At 34.2% G+C, this 18,723-nt stretch carries 21 protein-coding genes; 10 read left to right on the top strand and 11 right to left on the bottom strand.

The genetic code is table 11. The annotated features are described in order from the left end of the window. Positions 1 to 8 precede the first annotated feature (8 nt). The 3 genes from PXD04_RS19640 to PXD04_RS19630 form a co-directional block, all read right to left on the bottom strand. Positions 9 to 521: a hypothetical protein gene (locus PXD04_RS19640; protein WP_323736509.1), complete on the bottom strand. Its 513-nt coding sequence runs from the start codon at positions 519 to 521 to the stop codon at positions 9 to 11. A 19-nt stretch (positions 522 to 540) separates the two neighbouring features. Beyond that, positions 541 to 843 (bottom strand): hypothetical protein, encoded by a 303-nt coding sequence (locus PXD04_RS19635; RefSeq protein WP_323736508.1) that lies wholly within the window; start codon positions 841 to 843, stop codon positions 541 to 543. Between the two features lie 190 nt (positions 844 to 1,033). After that, positions 1,034 to 1,333: a hypothetical protein gene (locus PXD04_RS19630; RefSeq protein WP_323736507.1), complete on the bottom strand. Its 300-nt coding sequence runs from the start codon at positions 1,331 to 1,333 to the stop codon at positions 1,034 to 1,036. A 105-nt stretch (positions 1,334 to 1,438) separates the two neighbouring features. On the opposite strand from PXD04_RS19630, the gene PXD04_RS19625 reads away from it, so the two are divergent. Continuing rightward, positions 1,439 to 1,762 (top strand): hypothetical protein, encoded by a 324-nt coding sequence (locus PXD04_RS19625; protein WP_323736506.1) that lies wholly within the window; start codon positions 1,439 to 1,441, stop codon positions 1,760 to 1,762. Between the two features lie 32 nt (positions 1,763 to 1,794). Here the strand turns inward: PXD04_RS19625 and cgi121 are convergent, their stop codons facing one another. The 5 genes from cgi121 to PXD04_RS19600 are packed head-to-tail and all read right to left on the bottom strand — an operon-like array spanning position 1,795 to position 7,039. Next, the gene (gene cgi121 / locus PXD04_RS19620; protein ID WP_323736505.1) at positions 1,795 to 2,316 is read right to left on the bottom strand and encodes a KEOPS complex subunit Cgi121; all 522 of its coding nucleotides are present in this window, start codon (positions 2,314 to 2,316) and stop codon (positions 1,795 to 1,797) included. Positions 2,317 to 2,321: 5 nt separating this feature from the next. Beyond that, positions 2,322 to 3,809 carry a (R)-citramalate synthase gene (locus PXD04_RS19615; protein WP_323736504.1) on the bottom strand — a complete coding sequence of 496 codons (1,488 nt, stop codon included), beginning with the start codon at positions 3,807 to 3,809 and terminating at the stop codon, positions 2,322 to 2,324. A gap of 11 nt (positions 3,810 to 3,820) precedes the next feature. Then, a complete protein-coding gene (locus PXD04_RS19610; protein ID WP_323736503.1) occupies positions 3,821 to 4,891 on the bottom strand; it encodes a DNA methyltransferase in 1,071 nt (356 codons plus the stop codon). After that, a complete protein-coding gene (locus tag PXD04_RS19605) occupies positions 4,876 to 6,036 on the bottom strand; it encodes an NAD(P)/FAD-dependent oxidoreductase (protein WP_323736502.1) in 1,161 nt (386 codons plus the stop codon). The genes PXD04_RS19610 and PXD04_RS19605 overlap by 16 nt, the downstream gene beginning before the upstream one ends. A gap of 10 nt (positions 6,037 to 6,046) precedes the next feature. After that, on the bottom strand, positions 6,047 to 7,039 hold the full coding sequence (locus tag PXD04_RS19600) for a PH domain-containing protein (protein WP_323736501.1): 993 nt from the start codon (positions 7,037 to 7,039) through the stop codon (positions 6,047 to 6,049). 111 nt (positions 7,040 to 7,150) lie between these two features. On the opposite strand from PXD04_RS19600, the gene PXD04_RS19595 reads away from it, so the two are divergent. Further along, positions 7,151 to 7,852: a UPF0280 family protein gene (locus PXD04_RS19595; RefSeq protein WP_323736500.1), complete on the top strand. Its 702-nt coding sequence runs from the start codon at positions 7,151 to 7,153 to the stop codon at positions 7,850 to 7,852. A gap of 101 nt (positions 7,853 to 7,953) precedes the next feature. Then, complete coding sequence (locus PXD04_RS19590) at positions 7,954 to 8,211, top strand: zinc ribbon domain-containing protein (RefSeq protein ID WP_323736499.1); 258 nt, start codon at positions 7,954 to 7,956, stop codon at positions 8,209 to 8,211. 155 nt (positions 8,212 to 8,366) lie between these two features. On the opposite strand, the gene PXD04_RS19585 is transcribed toward PXD04_RS19590, so the two are convergent. Then, the gene (locus PXD04_RS19585; protein ID WP_323736498.1) at positions 8,367 to 9,500 is read right to left on the bottom strand and encodes a tetratricopeptide repeat protein; all 1,134 of its coding nucleotides are present in this window, start codon (positions 9,498 to 9,500) and stop codon (positions 8,367 to 8,369) included. Between the two features lie 5 nt (positions 9,501 to 9,505). Then, positions 9,506 to 10,219 (bottom strand): anaerobic ribonucleoside-triphosphate reductase activating protein, encoded by a 714-nt coding sequence (locus PXD04_RS19580; protein ID WP_323736497.1) that lies wholly within the window; start codon positions 10,217 to 10,219, stop codon positions 9,506 to 9,508. A gap of 156 nt (positions 10,220 to 10,375) precedes the next feature. On the opposite strand from PXD04_RS19580, the gene PXD04_RS19575 reads away from it, so the two are divergent. The 3 genes from PXD04_RS19575 (at position 10,376) to hisC (ending at position 12,278) form a co-directional block, all read left to right on the top strand. After that, positions 10,376 to 10,516 carry a hypothetical protein gene (locus PXD04_RS19575; protein ID WP_323736496.1) on the top strand — a complete coding sequence of 47 codons (141 nt, stop codon included), beginning with the start codon at positions 10,376 to 10,378 and terminating at the stop codon, positions 10,514 to 10,516. Between the two features lie 184 nt (positions 10,517 to 10,700). Next, positions 10,701 to 11,171, top strand: coding sequence for a gamma carbonic anhydrase family protein (locus PXD04_RS19570; RefSeq protein WP_323736495.1), 471 nt, complete (start codon positions 10,701 to 10,703; stop codon positions 11,169 to 11,171). A gap of 6 nt (positions 11,172 to 11,177) precedes the next feature. Next, positions 11,178 to 12,278 (top strand): histidinol-phosphate transaminase, encoded by a 1,101-nt coding sequence (hisC, locus tag PXD04_RS19565; RefSeq protein ID WP_323736494.1) that lies wholly within the window; start codon positions 11,178 to 11,180, stop codon positions 12,276 to 12,278. 61 nt (positions 12,279 to 12,339) lie between these two features. Here hisC and PXD04_RS19560 read toward each other — a convergent pair whose 3' ends face one another. After that, complete coding sequence (locus tag PXD04_RS19560) at positions 12,340 to 12,795, bottom strand: pyruvoyl-dependent arginine decarboxylase (RefSeq protein WP_323736493.1); 456 nt, start codon at positions 12,793 to 12,795, stop codon at positions 12,340 to 12,342. Between the two features lie 279 nt (positions 12,796 to 13,074). Between PXD04_RS19560 and lon the strand changes: the two genes are divergently transcribed. The 4 genes from lon to cfbE all read left to right on the top strand — a co-directional run bounded on the left by lon (position 13,075) and on the right by cfbE (position 18,698). Then, on the top strand, positions 13,075 to 15,522 hold the full coding sequence (lon, locus tag PXD04_RS19555; RefSeq protein WP_323736492.1) for an endopeptidase La: 2,448 nt from the start codon (positions 13,075 to 13,077) through the stop codon (positions 15,520 to 15,522). Between the two features lie 131 nt (positions 15,523 to 15,653). Beyond that, positions 15,654 to 16,481, top strand: a complete 828-nt coding sequence (locus PXD04_RS19550) for a bifunctional fructose-bisphosphatase/inositol-phosphate phosphatase (RefSeq protein WP_323736491.1) — start codon at positions 15,654 to 15,656, stop codon at positions 16,479 to 16,481. A gap of 20 nt (positions 16,482 to 16,501) precedes the next feature. Further along, entirely contained in the window at positions 16,502 to 17,329 is an 828-nt protein-coding gene (locus tag PXD04_RS19545; protein ID WP_323736490.1) for an NAD(+) kinase, read from the top strand. A gap of 22 nt (positions 17,330 to 17,351) precedes the next feature. Continuing rightward, positions 17,352 to 18,698 (top strand): coenzyme F430 synthase, encoded by a 1,347-nt coding sequence (gene cfbE / locus PXD04_RS19540; protein WP_323736489.1) that lies wholly within the window; start codon positions 17,352 to 17,354, stop codon positions 18,696 to 18,698. The last annotated feature ends 25 nt before the right edge of the window (positions 18,699 to 18,723 follow it).

Below are 18,723 nucleotides of genomic sequence, written 5' to 3'. Positions count from 1 at the left end.
TCCTGTTATTATTCTATTAATGAATTGGATATTTCTAACAATACTTCTTCATTGTAGTTTTCAGTAGGTTCATATATTTTAGTATAAAATAATTGTTCTGTATTAATTAATTCAGAAGAAAATTCTTCATATTTTTGTTTGTATTCTTCATCGGAAGCATCTTTTTTAAATTGAACAAGATTATAGAAAGACTTTAATAAACTTCTAATGATTGAAATTTGATTTAATAAGTTATTATCTAAAATATAGAATGCCATGTCTTTAATAGATGAGAAATCATAATATTCTTCTTCAAAAAAATTAAGTTGGGATAAAATATTTTCTGTGTTAACAAATGAATCTTTTATATTTTCAATTAACTCATCTAAGGAAGGTTTATTATCTTGTGCAATGATATTTTCAACATTTGAATAAATTATTTCTTTCAATTCTTTAATAGCATTAATAAATGAATCATAAATATTGCCTGATTTAGAAAGATAATGATTAGTTATTATATAAACATTTTCATTAGAATACATAAACTTCAACATCCTCATTTTAGTTAATTTTAAAATTATCAATAACTTTTTTTATTTTTTCAAAATTTTCATCAGATGTAACATCCACAATAGTGTTATGCAGTAATGTATCTTCAATAGTGCTATTAGATAATGAAATAATTTCTACTTTGGCATCATCATTTTTAGGATCTCTTATTTTGTCTCTAACTGTAATTTGTAATGTAATCACATCAACATCTTTATCTTTAAACTCATTTCTAAGTTTATCAAGAAATTTTTCACTTATAAAATCATTAATATTTAATCCATAAGCTTTAGATTGAAGTGTACTCCATTTCATTTGCATTACCTCTTATTGAGAAAATTTATATCGATAGGTAGTTATGTAATTTAAATTATATAAATTATGGTGGTGGTGCAAGGGTGTTGTCAAGAGTGGGTATTTTCACGCCATTTCAGTAAAATCGCATTCCTCTCATCCCATCGCTTTAATTTTAAATTAAAACTTGATAAAAAATCCTTTTATGGTTTTATAACATTTTTTTCACATGCTTTGGAGCAAGATCTTCAAATATTCTTTCTATGATATTGCTTGTGCTTTCGATTTTTGCATTTTCAAGGAAATATGTTAAGTTTTTAAAATACGGTGCTAATTTTTCATTAATTATGTATTGAATAACTTCGGGAAAGTCATTTATTTTATTTTTCAAGTTTTCTACGATTTTTGCTACTTCTGTTTGAGTTTCTACTTCATATATTTCATATAATTCTGGTAAAAACTTTTTATATTCTTTTATTTTTTTCCTCGGGTAGATTGTTATCTTTAACATATTTTCTAATAATTTTATTGTTATTTTGTTTAAAATGGAATTTACAAAATTGATGTTTAAATCCTAAAGCATTGATGGGAGACATGTATTCGGGTTTTAAGTCTGTTGTATTGGCTTTTCGATCTTGTAATAGACACATTCGACAACAACCTTTTTTCAATGATCAAATACATTATAAACACGTGGATAAACCTGTCAAACATGGAAAAAGACATAATAATTGAATTATTAGAACAACCATTACAAAGAAAAGAATTAGCAGAAAAACTGGAAGTTGAATCAGGAACATTAAGTAAATACTTTAAAAATCTAATACAATTAGAATTAATCTCAAACAATAATGGAGTTTATTCCGTAAAAGAAGATCTGCTTAAAAGATGGTTAAAAATTGAATATGAAAATAATGAAGTATACCCATATAGATTCTAAAAATATAAGGAAATAGTGGAATTAACCACTAATTAATTTTTAAGAGCAAGTAATGCTATTTTCTCATTAATACTACATGTAATGTCCACATCACTGTTTATACCATATGTTTCTCGTATTTTTTCTGAGTTGTATTGTTCTAGAAGTTCATCGTTTCTTGTTCCCAATAGTTCTTCTGTTTTCTGTATTTGTTCACTTGTCGTGTCAATATATACTACTGTAATGTTTCCTTGTTTTTGTATTCCCAGCATTTTAAGTGCTTGACTTATCTGTTTTTGTGCTGATAATCTGACACATATTTCCAGTCCCCTGTCCTTGGCAAAGTTTTGTTGTTCACTGAATGCCTTGAATGCTTGTGCTATTGCCTGGTTTAAGTGTTTCTGTCCACATATATTATCAGTATGGAGTAACTGTATTATTGAATCTTTTTGTGTTGCTGTTATTTTATCTATTTTTTTTAGTAGAAATGGTATGTCTTCTACTGTTACGTTTTCATAGGTGTGTACTGTAATGTTATGTTCTTGTAGTAATTTTTTTTGTAGGTCTTGTGTCACTTTGTTTACCTTCTTTTTTTGTCTGTTAGTATCTTGTTTACTCCTTTCAGGTATGCTTCTACACTTGCCATTATAATGTCGGGTTCTGTGCTCCGGGAGGTTATTATTTTGTCCTCGTGTTTAAGTTTTACCAGTACATCAATTAGTGCGTCTGTTCCACCTGTTATTGCATCTACATGGTATTCTTCGAGGGTTATGTCTGCTGTGTCTTCTATGCTTTTTCTTATGGCTTCTATTGCTGCATCTACTGGTCCTACTCCTACTCCTGCTTCTATTTTTTCCCTGTTGTTTATGTTTACTTTTACTGATGCTGTTGGCGTTACTTTGTTTCCTGATACTGTTGTGTATTCTTCGAGTACTAGTGAGTCTTCTGGGTTTATGCTTAGTATGTCATCTGTTATTGCCTGTAGGTCTACATCGGTTACTGTTTTTCCCATGTCTGATAGTTTTTTGACTCTTTCGAATATTCTGTTTAGTTCTTCGTCTGTTACTGTTGTGTTTGTTTCCTTGATTTTCTCGCTTATCACGTGTTTTCCAACGTGTTTTCCTAGGACGAATCTTCTGCGGTGTCCTACTACTTCGGGCTTGATTGGTTCGTATGTGTCTGAGTTTTTAAGTATTCCGTCGGCGTGTATTCCTGATTCGTGTGCGAATGCGTTTGCTCCTACTATTGCCTTGTTTGTTTGTAGTGTTACTCCTGATATTCTTTCTACTAGTTGTGATGTTTCATAGAATAGTTGTGTGTTGATGTGTGTTTTGGTGTTGTATAATGATTCTATTGCCATTATTAGTTCTTCACAGGATGCGTTTCCTGCTCTTTCTCCTAGTCCGTTTATTGTTACGTGTGCTTGTGTTGCTCCGGCCCGTAGTGCTGCTAGTGTGTTTGCTACTGCTAGTCCGAAGTCGTTGTGGCAGTGTACGCTTAGTGGCATGTTTAGTGTTGCTAGTTCCTTGTAGAATTCGTATGATTTTTCGGGTGTTAGTAGTCCTATTGTGTCGCATGCACAGATTCTGTCTGCTCCTGCTGTTATGCATTTGTTGTATAATTGTTTTAGGTCGTCTGTGCTTGTTCTTGTTGCGTCCTCGGTTGATAGTTCAACGATTAGTCCGTGACTTTTTGCGTATTCTGTTGCGTTCACGGCCATTTCTTCTACTTGTTCCCTGGTTTTTCTTAGTTTTTGTTCTATGTGCAGGTCGCTTGATGGTATTACTAGGTGTATGCTGTCTACGTCACAGTCTATTGCCGTGTCTATGTCTATTTTTACTGGTCTTGCGAAGCTGCATATTTCGGCGTTTAGGTTGTTTTCTGTGATTGTTTTTATGCTTTTTTGTTCGTCCTTTGATGTTATTGCTGATCCTGCTTCTATGACATCTACTCCTAGTTCGTCGAGTTTTAGTGCTATTTTGAGTTTTTCATCGGATGTTATTAGTACTCCTGGTGTTTGTTCTCCATCTCGTAGTGTGGTGTCTAATATTCTTAGTTTTTCAAACATTTCTTTTTCACCTATTTCTTGGTTAGTACGGTTATTATTCTTGTCAGGCTTTTATGCATCCTTATTGAGTGTTGTTCTTTTATGGTTAGGGGAGTGTTTTCTACTACTTCTTGCATGTTTATGTAGTGTGGGCTTGCCATGCAGATGTATCCGTCTTGTTTAAGATGTTTTTCTATTGCATTTAATGCTTCTGTGTAAAGTTTTTTTGTGTCTTCTCCACCTAGCGTTGTTGATATTCCGTATGGTGGGTCCATTGCCACCGCATCTACTGTTTCTTCTATTTCTAGTTTTCTTACGTCTTCCCAGTATACTTTGTAGTTTTTGAATCCTTCATGGGCGAGGTTTAGTTTTGTTCCTTCGTACATGCATCGTTCGAGGTCGGATGCTATTAGTGTTGTGTTCAGGTCTCCTGCTTCTATGAGTATTCCTCCGGTTCCACAGAATGGGTCGAGTACTGTGTCGCCTTTTCTTGTGTGTGCGAGGTTTACCATGCATAATGCTAGTTTTGGGCTCATTGATCCTGGGTGGAAGTATGGTCTTTTGTGTGGTTTGTTGTCGAAGAAGTGTTTCTTGTCTTGTTGTATTAGTAGTTCGGTTATTATTATTTTATTGTATCCTATTACTTTTTCTTCCTTGTATTGGTTGGTTTTTGTTTTTGGGTTTGTGTATACTAGTTTTATTGTGTGCACGGCGTTGTCGAGTGATACGGGCATTTGGCATTTGTCTTGTATGTATCCTCCGATGCTTCGTTCTATTTTGTCCTTGTCTACTTCTCCGTTTCCCATCCGTTTTACTCTAACTTTGAATGAGTCTTTAATTATCTTGTCCCAGGGGATGTTTTCTATTGTTTCAGTTAGTTTTTCTGGTGTTGTTTTGTCTATTGTTGTTAGTATTTCGTGTGTGTATCCTAGGTGTGCTCCTAGTTCTGTTATTTTTTGTTTGTCTGCATCTACGTCTAGTTCTATTACTCCTGGGTATTCGTTTTGTATTTCATATGGTATTTCTAGTGTTTCTAGTCTGGCTAGTAGTTCTGCTCGAGGTAGTGTTTCGTTTTCTTGGGATAATATTACAGTGATTTCCATATGTTTTTAAGCCTCCTTACTCCTATTTTTGGTACTAATTTAAATATTACTCCTCTTTTTACTAATTCTTTTAGTAGTGGTGTTTGGTTGTCCATGTCTCCATGTTCTGATATTATTTGGTCCACGTTGTGTTTTTTTAGTTGTTGGAACATGTAATTGAAGTCGTCCTCTGTCATTTCTTTTATTATGTTTTGTACGTTTTGTTGTGCTTTGAATTCTGAGTTGTATCGTTTATGGTATTCTTTTTCATAATTTTCGAGGTATTTGTTGTTTTCTTCTTCGAGCATTTTGTTGGTGTTTTTAGTGGCTATTTCTGCACAGTTGAATCCGGAGATTAGTCCTCCACCTGTTGTTGGCTTGACTTGTCCTGCTGCGTCGCCTAGTAGTATTGTGTTGTTTTGTGTTATTTTCTTGTTTGGGTTGAATCGTGGTATCATTCCATTGTGTTTTTCTATTATTTCATCTGTTGTTTTGAGTTTGTTTTTTAGTATTTGTTCTGCTTCGTTGTATGATCCGTCGGTGAATAGTCCTACTCTTTTTGTGTAGGGTGAGGTTGGTATTTCCCATAGAAATCCGGGCAGTAATGGTTGTTTTATGCTTAGGTTAACATAGTCCGTGTCCTGATTTTCTGTTTTTACTGTGTATTGTAGTCCTAGGAATTGTTCTTCTTTGATGTGTGGGTTCATTTTCTTGGATGTTTGTGATGTTGGCCCATTTGATACTGCTATTAGTCTTGAGGTGTATTTTCTTTGTTGTGTTTTTATTGTTGTGTTTTCTATGTCCGCATCCATTACTCTTTCTCCGAGGTGTGGTGTTACTCCCTGGTTTATGGCTCTTTCGAAGAGGTGTTTGTCATACATTACCCTGTCTAGTACGTAGGCTACTGTTTTGTCTTTTTCTACTGTGATTTGTGTGTTGTCTGGTGAGTATAGGTTTGCTCCTCTTATTTTGTTGTCTATGTATTCTTTGGGTAGGTTTTTTGTTTCGCAGATGTTTGTTGATACTAGGCCTGCACATTGTAATGGTTGTCCTATCCTGTTTTTCATATCAAATAGTGCTACATCGTAGCCCTTTTTTGCCATTTTGTAGGCGTATGTTGAACCTATGGGTCCGGCTCCAACTACAATTATATCGTAATCTGTCATTTAAATCCCACTATTTTTTATGTTTTCTGAACATTTCGTCGTGTTTTCTAAATACTTCTTCCTTGTTTATTTTTTGTGTTGAATATTTTTCCCTGTTTTCATACATTTGTTTTCTTGTTTGTTTGTCTGGTATGATTACTTCGTCGTCTTCGTCATGTTTTAGGTAATGATGCTTTTCCTTGTTGTCATGGTCTGGTTGTATGTATTGGTAGTTTTCTTGTGTGTTTTGGTTGTTGTAGTTGTTTTGTTGATTTTGTTGTTGGTTATTGTATTGTGGATTTTGTTGTTGGTTTGGGTATGGTCCGGGCATTTGCTGGTTATTGTATTGTCCGTTCATTTGCTGGTTATTGTAGGGAATGTTTGCTTGCTGATTTGGGTATGGGCCATTGTAGTATGTTTGATTGTTTGGGTAAACGTTTTGATTAGTAAAAGAATTCTTATTCACGTTTGTTACTATTATTTCTTCGACCTTTTTGGGTGCAGGTATGTCGTCAAGAATGGTATCAGACATTTCATTTGCACCGTATATTATGATATCGCCCACGTTTATTATTCTTTCGAGAATGGATTGTCTTATTTCGATGTCCTGTATTTTGTTGTAGGATATGATTAGTTTTTCTTTATGAATAAATCCTCTTTCAATTATTATCCGTGCATCCGTTAGAATATAGTTTGTATAGTTCCAGTCGAGAACATCCAGGGCCAGTTTAATGATAACTACGACAATTAAGAGTATGAGAATTAATTCTGCATAAAACATTGCATTATCTATAGATATGCGAAATGTGTTAATTAATTGATTGTTTACTGAGTAGACCAGTGTCATTATAGGTGCAAACATTAAAACCAATAATAGTAACACTACTATTTTTAATATGAAGTTTTCAGAGTATAACCAGAAATTTGGTTTGGTGTCAAGTAACACTTTTTCTGAGGATATTCCCTGAAAATTGTCCCGATTAATGTTAATTTTATGCGTGTTCTGGTTTGGTTTAGGCATCATAACATAATATCTCCTACTAATCTAAATATGTTAAATATATTTGTAACTTATAAATAATATAATTATATTTAATAGAACTATTAGACGGGAATATAAGGGGGTGAGGAACATATGAGAAATAAGATATATCAAAAAGAAATAAGCATTGGCTCAACACACATCATGCTAAAAACGGACACACAACACGATATCGAAAACATAATACTGCAACAAAGACAAATAATACAGGACACAATAAACAAAAACCCCAAATTCACAGGATACAAGCCAACAGAAATAATTAAAAACCACAGAATACTGGAATTAATGACACAAGCAGGACAAATAGCAGAAACAGGACCAATGGCCGCAGTAGCGGGGAGCATCAGCCAAGTATGTCTGGAAGAATTAATGAAACATGGCACCAAATTCACAATAATAGAAAATGGTGGAGACATAGCATTAAAAACAGACAAGAAAATAACATTAGGAGTCTACGCAGGAGAAAGCATATTCACAAACAACATAGGATTAAAACTAGACAAATATAAACAAGGATATGGCATATGCACCTCTTCAGGGACAGTAGGACCCTCCGAGAGCTTCGGAAAAACAGATGCCACGATAGTATTCAGCAAATATGCAAGCATATCCGACAGCCTGGCAACACAAATAGCAAATTATGGACGAGGAGAAACTGACGAAGAAATAGTGGAAAACTCACTGGAAAAGGCAGAAGAATATGAGGAATATTATGATGGAGTAATCGTCATAAAAGGAGAATACCTTGCCAAGATTGGTAAAATTCCACAAATAGTTAACATAGAAGAATGATTAGAAAAAACATGAACACGGGATAATACTATATAAAGAATATATATTTAAAAAACATAGTATTAAATAACAAGCAACAAGTTAACAATAGGTGAAAAAAGATGGAAGAAAAATTTTGTCAATCATGTGCTATGCCATTAACAGATGACATTCGTGGCACCAACAAAGATGGAAGCATTAGCGAAGATTACTGTAAATTCTGTTACAAAAATGGTGAATTCCAGGAAGATTTCACTATGGAAGAAATGATAGAATTTTGCATCCCTTTAACCGTGGCAAACTCTGACATGGATGAACAATCAGTGACTATAATGCTAAACAAGGTAATACCACAACTAAAAAGATGGAAAAAAGAATAATTCCCCCCCCCATTCTATATTTTTAATATTTTCAGACTATTTTTTTTAGAATTATATTTACTTAAAGAATGAGCCCAGAATAATTATCACTATAATTATAATCGCCGATACTATTATACTATTTAATGTTCTCTTATCCATAACATATCACATTTTTATAAGTTTTCAAGGCATACTTCCTGGAGCACCTGTGCATCAGGATTGTTAGGATACATTACAAGCACCTTCGTGAAACATTCAATGGCACTTTCAAAATCATCCAACTCCATATATGCAACTCCCTTGTTATTAAGTATTATTGGATTGGAATCATCAATCTTCAATGCATTATCATAACATTCTATTGCTTCAGCATAACGTTCCAAGCCAAGCAGAGTATTTGCCTTACTTGCCCAAGTATTAGAATCCTTTTTATCATCCAAACACAATTCTAATGATTTATCATATGATTTAAGTGCTTCTTCACTTTTGCCCAACATGTTAAGGATTGTTCCACGTTCATTCCAAACGTCAGGATCAGTATCATCAATCTTCAACACATAATCAAAGAATTTAAGAGCTTTCTCAAAGTCGTTAAGCATTTCATAGATAAGTCCACGCCAATAAAGTATTGTTGTATTCCTTGAATTAATTTTAAGAGCTTCAGTACTCATCTTAAGCGCCTTTTCTGGGTCTCCCTTGTTAAGATAAGCTATTGCCATGTTATTATACAGGTACTCATTATCCGGTTCTATCTTTATAGCCTTCCTATAATTCTTTATAGCATCCCCGAATTGGCCAAGACGTGTAAGATTATCACCTATCCTGTTTAACAGGTGAGAATCCTCCCGATCATATTCCAGGGCTGCCTGATAACATAAGGATGACTGTTCATACTCCCCCATCTCAAAGAGAACATCAGCCTTCTTAATAATAGTATTCTTCTGATTAATTGCAGAGCCTTCCCACTGTGTTACATGTAACTTACGAAATTCAAATACCTGGAACTCATCATTAGGTGTGGTGTTGTTAGGATATGTTTTCCTAAGATCCTTCTCCAACTCCCTTGAATTCTTATATCCCAGTTTTGCAGGTAATCCGGGGTCATGTATTATTTCATCAAATGTTAGTATGTCCACGTGTGTTACTTCAGCTTCGAATAGTTTTTCCCGCTCCTTCGATAAAATATTCCAGTAACAATATAATCTATCACCAACATATAATGGTTGTTTCCATAACCTTCTTATAGTAATATTTCTCTTTCCAGAGATTAAGTCAATATCTTTATTTCTTAACAGTAAGATTGGCATGTTAATTATCCCTTTATTAATTGGTTACCAAATTGTCTTGATTTTAGACGTATTTCTGGTATGTTTGTTTCAAGTTTTTCTAATATTTCCCTTAAAAATTCGGGGTTTGGTTCCTCATAATTTGATAGATTAGCATCTAATGTAACTCTATTACGGAATTGTTGCAAGGTGTACCTGTCACAGTCCAAATTCGCTGTTAGTTCCTGTATATCAGATGGTTCTAATAATTGTGGAACATAAGTTGTTCTGCATTCCAGGAAGACATTATTGTCATTGATTATGTTAATTGTTTTTCTTATTAATTCTTCCGTATCCTTTGGGTATACGTCTGTGATTTTATAATACTTGTCCAGTGGAGCTTTAATATCCATTGCAACATAATCCAAATCTTTTATTATTTCCCTTGTCTCGTCGGGGTGCAAACCGTTAGTGTCTAGTTTCACGAGCAAGTCAGAATCCTTTGCCTGTTTTATGAAGTTTTTTATATCTTCAACATGCAGTAATGGTTCACCACCACTTAAGACTATTGCATCTATGAAATCCATATTACTTTCAACTTCAGCCTCTATCTCCTCAATATCCCACCGAGTTAATTGCTGATTCTTCAGTAGCTGAGGATTATGACAATACTTACACCTGAGATCACACCCTGGAGTAAACAGGACCAGGGACATTTTCCCCGGATAATCCAATGAAGAATAAGTAGGCTGTATATTCATATAATCACATAGAATCTATTTATTATTATTGATAAAATAATATTTGTAATCGGATATACAAATAATTTTTAAATAATAATAAAGTACAGGAAATTATTAACAAAATAATATCATAAATGACAAAAATTATCATAACACAAACATAAAACAATAACCATGATAGAAACCAGAATATACGATGATAAAACATTAATCCCCAGAAAATACTTGAAAAAATACGATTTAAAAGATGAAGATTATGTAATATGGACTGAAAATGATGACGGTGAAATTATTATAAAATTCAGGAAAAAATAATTGAATCAAAAGTTATTGTAAAAAACAATAACTATCATAGGTATTGTAAAAAACAATACTTTTTATTTGAAAATTGGTAATCCCTCAGTTTTGTAGGAAAAACATAAATATTGTCTTTTTAATACCTTAAAATATAATCAAAAAAATAAATAAAATTAAAATAAATTAAAGTAAAGTGATACTAATGTCTGATAAAACAAGAATTTATGATGGTGCCCGAATTGTTGGAGATGTAACATTGGGTGACCATGTGAGCATATGGTATAATGCAGTAGTCCGTGGAGATGAAGCTCCTATCAGTATTGGAGAAAGGTCCAATGTTCAGGACAATTGTGTTGTACATGTTAGTGAAGGAAAACCTGTTAAAATTGGCGAAAATGTTTCTGTTGGACATGGTGCTATTGTACATGGTTGTACTATTGATGATAACGTTATTATAGGAATGGGTGCTATTGTATTGAATGGTGCTCACATCAGTAAGAATTCACTTGTTGGTGCAGGTGCACTGGTTACTGAGAACAAGGAATTTCCAGAAGGTTCTCTCATTATTGGCAGTCCTGCAAAAGCAGTTAGAGAATTAAGTGAAGAAGAAATAGAAGGAATTATGGATAATGCTGAGGAATATGTGAAATTAGCATTTGATTTTGAAGAGTAGATTATTATGGTTAAGACTAGAGCTTTGATTGATGAATTTAAAACCTATGTTCCTGGTAGGAGTAAGAAGGAAATTGCTGAAAAGTATGGTGTTGCCGAGGAGGATATTATAAAGCTTGGTTCTAATGAGAACCCTTGGGGTCCTGCACCTGGTGTTTATGATGCTATACGTGATTCTATTGGTGAAATGAACAGGTATCCTGAGAGTAATCATGAGTATTTGAAGGAGAAGATTGCTGAGTATGCTGGTGTAAGAGCTGATCAGGTTATTGTTGGTGGTGATGGTGCTGATGAGATTTTTGATGTTCTTGCTAAGACGCTTATTGAGCCTGGTGATGAGTTTATCACACATCCTCCTACTTACACTTATTATGAGTATATTTTTAAGCAGCAGTTTGCTAAGCCTGTTTATGCAAAGTGGAATGTTGAGGATAACTGTTTAGATGTTGAAAGTGTGTTAGAAAAAATTAGTGACAGAACTAAGGCTATTTTCCTTTGTACTCCAAATAACCCTACAGGTGGATTAATTCCTCAAGAAGATATTATCAGAGTTATTGAGGCGACTGATGCTTTGGTTGTTGTTGATGAGGCTTACTGGGAGTTTAGTGAAACTAATAATGTGAATCTTTTAGATGAGTATGATAATGTGTTTATTATTCGTACTTTTTCCAAGGTTATGGGTCTTGCAGGGTTACGTATTGGTTATGGTTTAAGTAATCCTGAGTTTTTAGAGAAGATGAACCGTATAAAGCCTGTTTTTAGTTTGACTGTTCCGTCACAGAAGGCTGTTATTGCTACTTTAGAGGATAAAGAGTTTATTAGGGAATCTACTCGTAAGGGAATTGTTGAGCGTGAGTTCTTGTATGATAGTGTTAATGCTATAGATAATCTGCATATTTACAGGTCTAAGTCAAATTATTTGCTTATTGATCTTCATAAGAGTGGTTATACTGCTGCAGAGCTTGCTGAGAAATTAATGGAATATGGTATTATTGTGCGTGATTGTACTAGTTTCCAGGATTTGGATGAATATTATATTCGTATAAGTATTGAAACTCATCCGAAAAATGTGAGATTTATTGAAGTTCTTAAGGAATTAGTTGAATAAGGGAGATTAAATTAGGTATTCTTGAATAAAGAGTATGTCTCTTATTTTTTTATTATTTTTTTTAGTGTCTTTTTGGGTTGTGGTATACTAGTGCTGCTACTACGCTTGCTTTTTCTTGTACTGTGTGTGTTTGTATTATTTCTTTGTAGTCGGTTATTGTTAGTTGTCTTTTTTCCATCATGTATTCTGCCATGAATTTTGCTTCTTCTTTTAGTTCTTTGATTGTTTTGTTGATTCCTGTTGTTTCTATTACGCAGCCCATTTCTTCTGCCTGGCAGTATGCGATTACTGCTGCTATTTCGTCTCCTGGGTTTTCTGAGTATTGGTGTGAAAGTACGCAGTTTGTCATTAGTCCTGGTTCTAGTGGTGGCATTTCTACTAGTTGTGTGTTTGGTGGTAGCATGCTTGATACTGGTATTAGGTTTACGTTTCCTATTTTTGCTTCGAGTAGTGCGTTGTCGAATGCGTTGAGTTTGGTTGGTCCTTCTGATGCTCCTTTTGTCAGTGATACTTTCATTTTATTTTTTTCTCCTTTTTGTATGGTTATCTATTATTTTTGTAGGTTTTTTATTATTATTTTTTATGGAGTGTGTTTTTTGTGTTGTTGAGGGCAGAAAATATTTTAATTACATTTGGTAATAATATTTAGATAAAGTATATAATCATTATACAACAAATAATATAACACACATTAAGAAAAACATAAACGAAAAATAAAGATTTTATAAAACAAAATCAAACAAACTAACCACACAAAAGATAAAAAAAATAATAAAAAACAATAGGATGTGAAACGTTGACCCAAAATGAAGATAACCTATCCTTCACCCAAACACTAAGAAAAAACAACCAAATAATAACAGACATCCAAGAAACAACAACCCACAAAACCACAACAACAGAAAACGAACTACCAATACTCATAATCCCAAACACAATACTCCTACCACACACAGACATGACAATACAACTAGACAAGGCACACACAGAAAACATGCTACAAACAGTAAACGAAAACCATGAAGGAATCATACTAACACCAAAAGGAATACCACAACCAGACTCAGAAGGCATAGAATTTTATGACATAGGAGTAATACTACAACTAAAAAACCTACAAGAAGAACCAGACCAATACCAGATAGAACTAAAAGTAAAAGACAAAGTATTCGTCACAGAAATAAGAGAAGCAAACGGAACATTCCACGGAGTATACTATAAAATACCCGAAGAAAGCAACATAACAGAACAAGAATCCATAGAAATAAACAAAAACATAAACGACGCCGTACTAACAATAAGCAACCTGATACCAAACTCAGAAATATACGCCCAACAAATAATCGGAAAACTAGACACACAAGAAAAAGTAGCAGAAGTATTCCCATACATCAGAGTACCAATATCAAGAAAACAAGAACTACTCGAAATGGAATCAGCAAAACTAAGAGCACTAAAAATCGTACAACTACTCATAGAACAAAAAGATGCAATGCTACTACAAATGGACATAGCAAAGAAACTGAACAAAAAAATGAGCGAAACACACAAACAATCACTACTCAGAGAACAAATGAAGATGATACAAGAAGAACTAAACCTAACCGACGAAACAGAAGGACATAAAACATACAGAGAAAAAATAAAAGAAGCACAACTACCCGAAGAAGTAGAAAAAGTAGCACTAGAAGAACTACATAAACTAGAAAGACAAGGACAAAACAACTCCGAAGAAAACATAATACGAAACTACCTTGACACCATACTAAGCCTACCATGGCACAAAGAAAAAGGAGTAGAAATAGACATCACAAAAGCCAAAGAACAACTAGATAAAGACCATTACGGACTCAAAAAAGTAAAAGAAAGAATCATACAACACCTCACAGTCCTAAAAATGAAAGAAGAAAAACAAGGATCAATACTACTACTAGTAGGACCACCAGGAACAGGAAAAACCAGCCTCGGAAGAAGCATAGCAGAAGCACTAGACAGACCATACATAAGAGCAAGCCTCGGAGGAATAAAAGACGAATCCGAAATAAGAGGACACCGCAGAACATACCTGGGAGCACTACCCGGAAGAATCATCAACGGAATGAAAAAAGCAGGAAAAACAAACCCAGTATTCGTACTAGACGAAATAGACAAAATGACAGCATCCATCAACGGAAACCCAACAAGCGCATTACTAGAAGTACTAGACCCAGAACAAAACGATTCATTCAGTGACCACTACCTGGAAGTACCATACGACCTATCAGACGTATTCTTCATAGGAACAGCAAACTCACTAGAAGACATACCAGGACCACTAAGAGACAGACTAGAAATAATCAAACTAGACAGCTACACCAAAGTAGAAAAAGAACACATAGCAGAAGAACACCTCATCGACGAAGTACTTGAAGACCACGGACTAACAAGAGACCAACTAACCATAACACCAGAAACAATAACAGTACTAATAGAAAAATACACACGAGAAGCAGGAGTAAGAAACCTAAAACGACAAATAGAAGCAATAGCAAGACACACAACAGAAAAAATAATAGTAGACCAAGTGGAAACACCATACACCGTAACACCAGATATGTTATATGACATCCTAGGACACGAAAAAGCACACTACGAACTAGTACCAGATAAAAACCCTGCAGGAGTAGTGACAGGACTAGCATGGACACCAGTCGGAGGAGACATACTATACATTGAAGCAGCACTCACACCAGGAGAAGGAAAACTAAAACTAACAGGAAAACTAGGAGACGTGATGAAAGAATCAGCACAAATAGCACAAAGCCTCATCAGGTCAAGATTCTCCAACATACTAAAAGAATCAGACTACGACAAACACGACATCCACATACACGTACCAGAAGGAGCAATCCCAAAAGACGGACCATCAGCAGGAATAACAATGACAACCACCCTCGCATCACTAATAACAGGAATACCAGTAGATTCAAAAATAGCCATGACAGGAGAAATATCCCTAACAGGCCGAGTACTACCTGTCGGAGGAATAAAAGAAAAAGTAATTGCAGCACACCGTTCAGGCATCAAAAAAATACTACTACCAAAACGTAACATGAAAGACTTAGATGACGTACCAGAAGAAGTGAAAAACGAACTAACATTCAAGCCAATGAACACTATCGAAGAAGTGTTAACAGAAGCATTAAACATTAACCTCCCACATGCTGAATCACTAAATATTGATGTGACCAGCATCCAACAATAACCCCCCCCTAATACAACCCCACTTTTTTATTAAAAATAATATTGTTTAAACATAAATACACACTTCATTCTTATTTATTTATACTTTGACATAGAAAATTATTAACATAAATAGAAGTAGACGTGTAAAATATGAATGATGACGAAATTACGTATTGGTTAGAATTATGTAATAATATCTCAGAAAATGTTGAAGAGGCTATAGCTATTGCTAGAGAAGACCCTTCACTGACTAGTATTACTAAGATTGGTGCTGATGGAACTCCTACCCATAAGATTGATGAGTATGCTGAGAATGCTGCTATTCAGGTGTTGGAAGATACTGGTTATTCACTGATTTTGATTAGTGAAGAGATTGGTACTATTAAGATTGGTGATGATTCAGCACAGGCTGTTATTATCATGGATCCTCTTGATGGTACTACTAATGCTCTTAAGAATCTTCCATGTTATGGTATTTCCATTGCGGTTGGGAAGTTAGAGGGTGATGATGATCTTGAAAATGTAACACTTGATGATATTGAAGTGGCATATGTTAAAAATTTCCCTACTAATGATGTTTACACAGCTGTTAAGAACAGGTATGCTACTAAAAACAATAAGCTTATAAGTGTTTCTAGTGTTACTGAGGCTAAGCATGCTACTGTAAGTACTTATATTTACAGGACTAAACGTGATTTGAATAAGATTTTCCCTAATGTTCGTAGGATGAGGATTATGGGTGCTATTGCTGTTGAAATGTGTTATCTTGCTGAGGGTGTTTATGATGTTTTCCTGGATACACAGGCAGTGCGTGTGCTTGACATTGCTGCTTCACAGCTTATTATAAGAGAAGCTGGTGGTTATATTACTGATATTGATTCTAATGAGTTGTCCAGTCAGATTGATTTGCTTGCAAAGACCACTATTGTTGCTACTCCTAATAAAAGTTTACAGGAAGATATTGTAAGATTATTATAGATATTATGAGGTGGTATGCCTTGAAGATTGGAATTGTTTCACGTACTGATAAGATAGAAGCATTGGAATTGAATAAGAGCATTATTAATTATTTGTTGGAGAATAAGGTGAATGTTGAGGTTGATTCTAATATTGCTGATAAGTTGCCGGATTATGAAGAGTATAGAACTTCCATTAATGATATGACTTCTGATTTTGTTTTATGTATTGGTGGTGATGGTACTGTTCTTAATGCTCAGCATGTTTTGTCTCCTAAGAAGATTCCTATTCTGAGTATTAATATGGGTACTGTTGGTTTCTTGACTGAAGTTGAACCGGAGGATGTTTTTGAGTGTTTGGATGCTTTGCTTAGTTATAATTTCTTTATTGAGGAACGTGTCCAGTTGGATGTTTATTGTAGTGAGCAGTGGATTACTGTTCTTAATGAGTTGCTTATTATGACTAGTCAGCCGGGTAAGATGTTGGATCTTGAGATTACTGTTGATGAGGAGATTGTGGATAATGTTCGTGCTGATGGGCTTATAATTTCAACTCCTAGTGGTTCTACTGCTTATGCCATGAGTGCTGGTGGACCTATTGTTGATCCTCGTGTTGATGCTGCTGTGATTATTCCTATTTGTCCGTTTAAATTAAATACTAGGCCTAAGATTGTGCCTGCTGATAGTAATATTACTGTTAAGTTTAATGATACTGATAAGAAGGGTCTTGCAGTGCTTGATGGGATTAATGATAAGGAGTATGGTTATTTGGAAGAGATTCGTCTTAGAAAGTCTGATAATTTCGCATATTTTGTTCGTTTTAGAAAGAATTTCTATGAGAGTGTTAATAAGAAGTTAACTGTAGGATAAATCAATCCATTGGAGCTGTATTATGCCTGAAAAGAATGTTTTGATTAGTGATGCTAATCATGGGGGACTTATATTATTGGAGGAGTATTGTAAGTTCACCAGTAATAATTTATTTTTTTATGATGTTTATGATAAGCTTAGTCTGTCTGAGAAAAGACGTTATAGTGAACGTTTTAATGTTACGTTTCTTTCTCTTGAGGAGATTAAGGCTGAGGAGGATAGTTTTGTTAAGATTAATCCTGTTCATATGCCCCCTGTTATAGGGACTGATTATACTCATCATGAGTTTGTTGGTTATTTATTGAAGAAGAAGGGTTGTTGTGATTTTAGGATTATTCAGGTTACTGGTGTTAAGGGAAAGACTAGTGTTACCAGTCTCTTGGAGAATGTTTTGGATGATTATAATCTTCTTGTTTTAACCAGTAATTCTTTAACTTATAATGGTAAGGTTTTGGTTGAGCATTTGAGTATTACTCCTGCTAGTATAATTTCTGCTATTAATAGGGCAGAGGCTGAGGGTGTTCTTGGTGGGATTGATTTTTGTATTTTTGAAGTGTCTTTGGGTGTTGTTCCTGGACAGTTTTTGAGTGTGTTAACTAATATTGTTGAGGATTATCCTATTGCTGGGAATTCCTGTAGTGCTTCTGTTGCTAAAAGGAGTGTTTTTAGTTCAGAGTTTACTTTGTGTGATCTTGATTGTTATAGGATGTATTATGATGATTTGGATGCTGTTACTGTAGGTTATGAGGATACCTGTGCAGACATATATGCCAGTGACATTGAGTATGATATTGATGAAACACGTTTTGTCATTAATTATTTTGATAAAAGGTATACTGTTTGTCATTTTGCTTTAAGCGATTTTTATATTAACAACTTGTTATTTGCAGTTAGTGCTGGATTAATAGTTGGTATAGATATAGAGATCATTATTTCAAAACTGGAAAAGGATGATGAAATACGAGGAAGAAATTCATACAGAAAAATAGATGATAAAATAATCATAGAAGACATAAACCCCGGACTCAACACAACATCCATAAAAAAATGCATAGACAATCTAGAAAAATTTAACAAGGAATACCTGTTAATCATTGGTGGAGACTATGGAATAACCTGTGAAGAGATAAATGAAGAAAAACTGGCACAATACCTTCAAAGCATAACAGACAAAAATATAATTTTCACAGGAGAACTAGGAGAACAGTTAAAAAAACAGTTAAAACAGGAATTTAATCATTACACCCACTTAGATGATGCAGTAAAAAAAGGATTAAAAGACTATGATGTGAACCTAATCCAAATAATATACAGAAGCGAATATAAAAAATATGACAAGGAACTATCCTATTTAAACAACATCCCATAAACAATCCAACAAGACATGTTAAAAT

The organism is Methanosphaera sp. ISO3-F5, assembly GCF_034480035.2.
Taxonomy (GTDB): Archaea; Methanobacteriota; Methanobacteria; order Methanobacteriales; family Methanobacteriaceae; genus Methanosphaera.
Note: the sequence above shows the minus strand (reverse complement) of the source record. Positions and strands in the feature narration are given on the sequence as shown.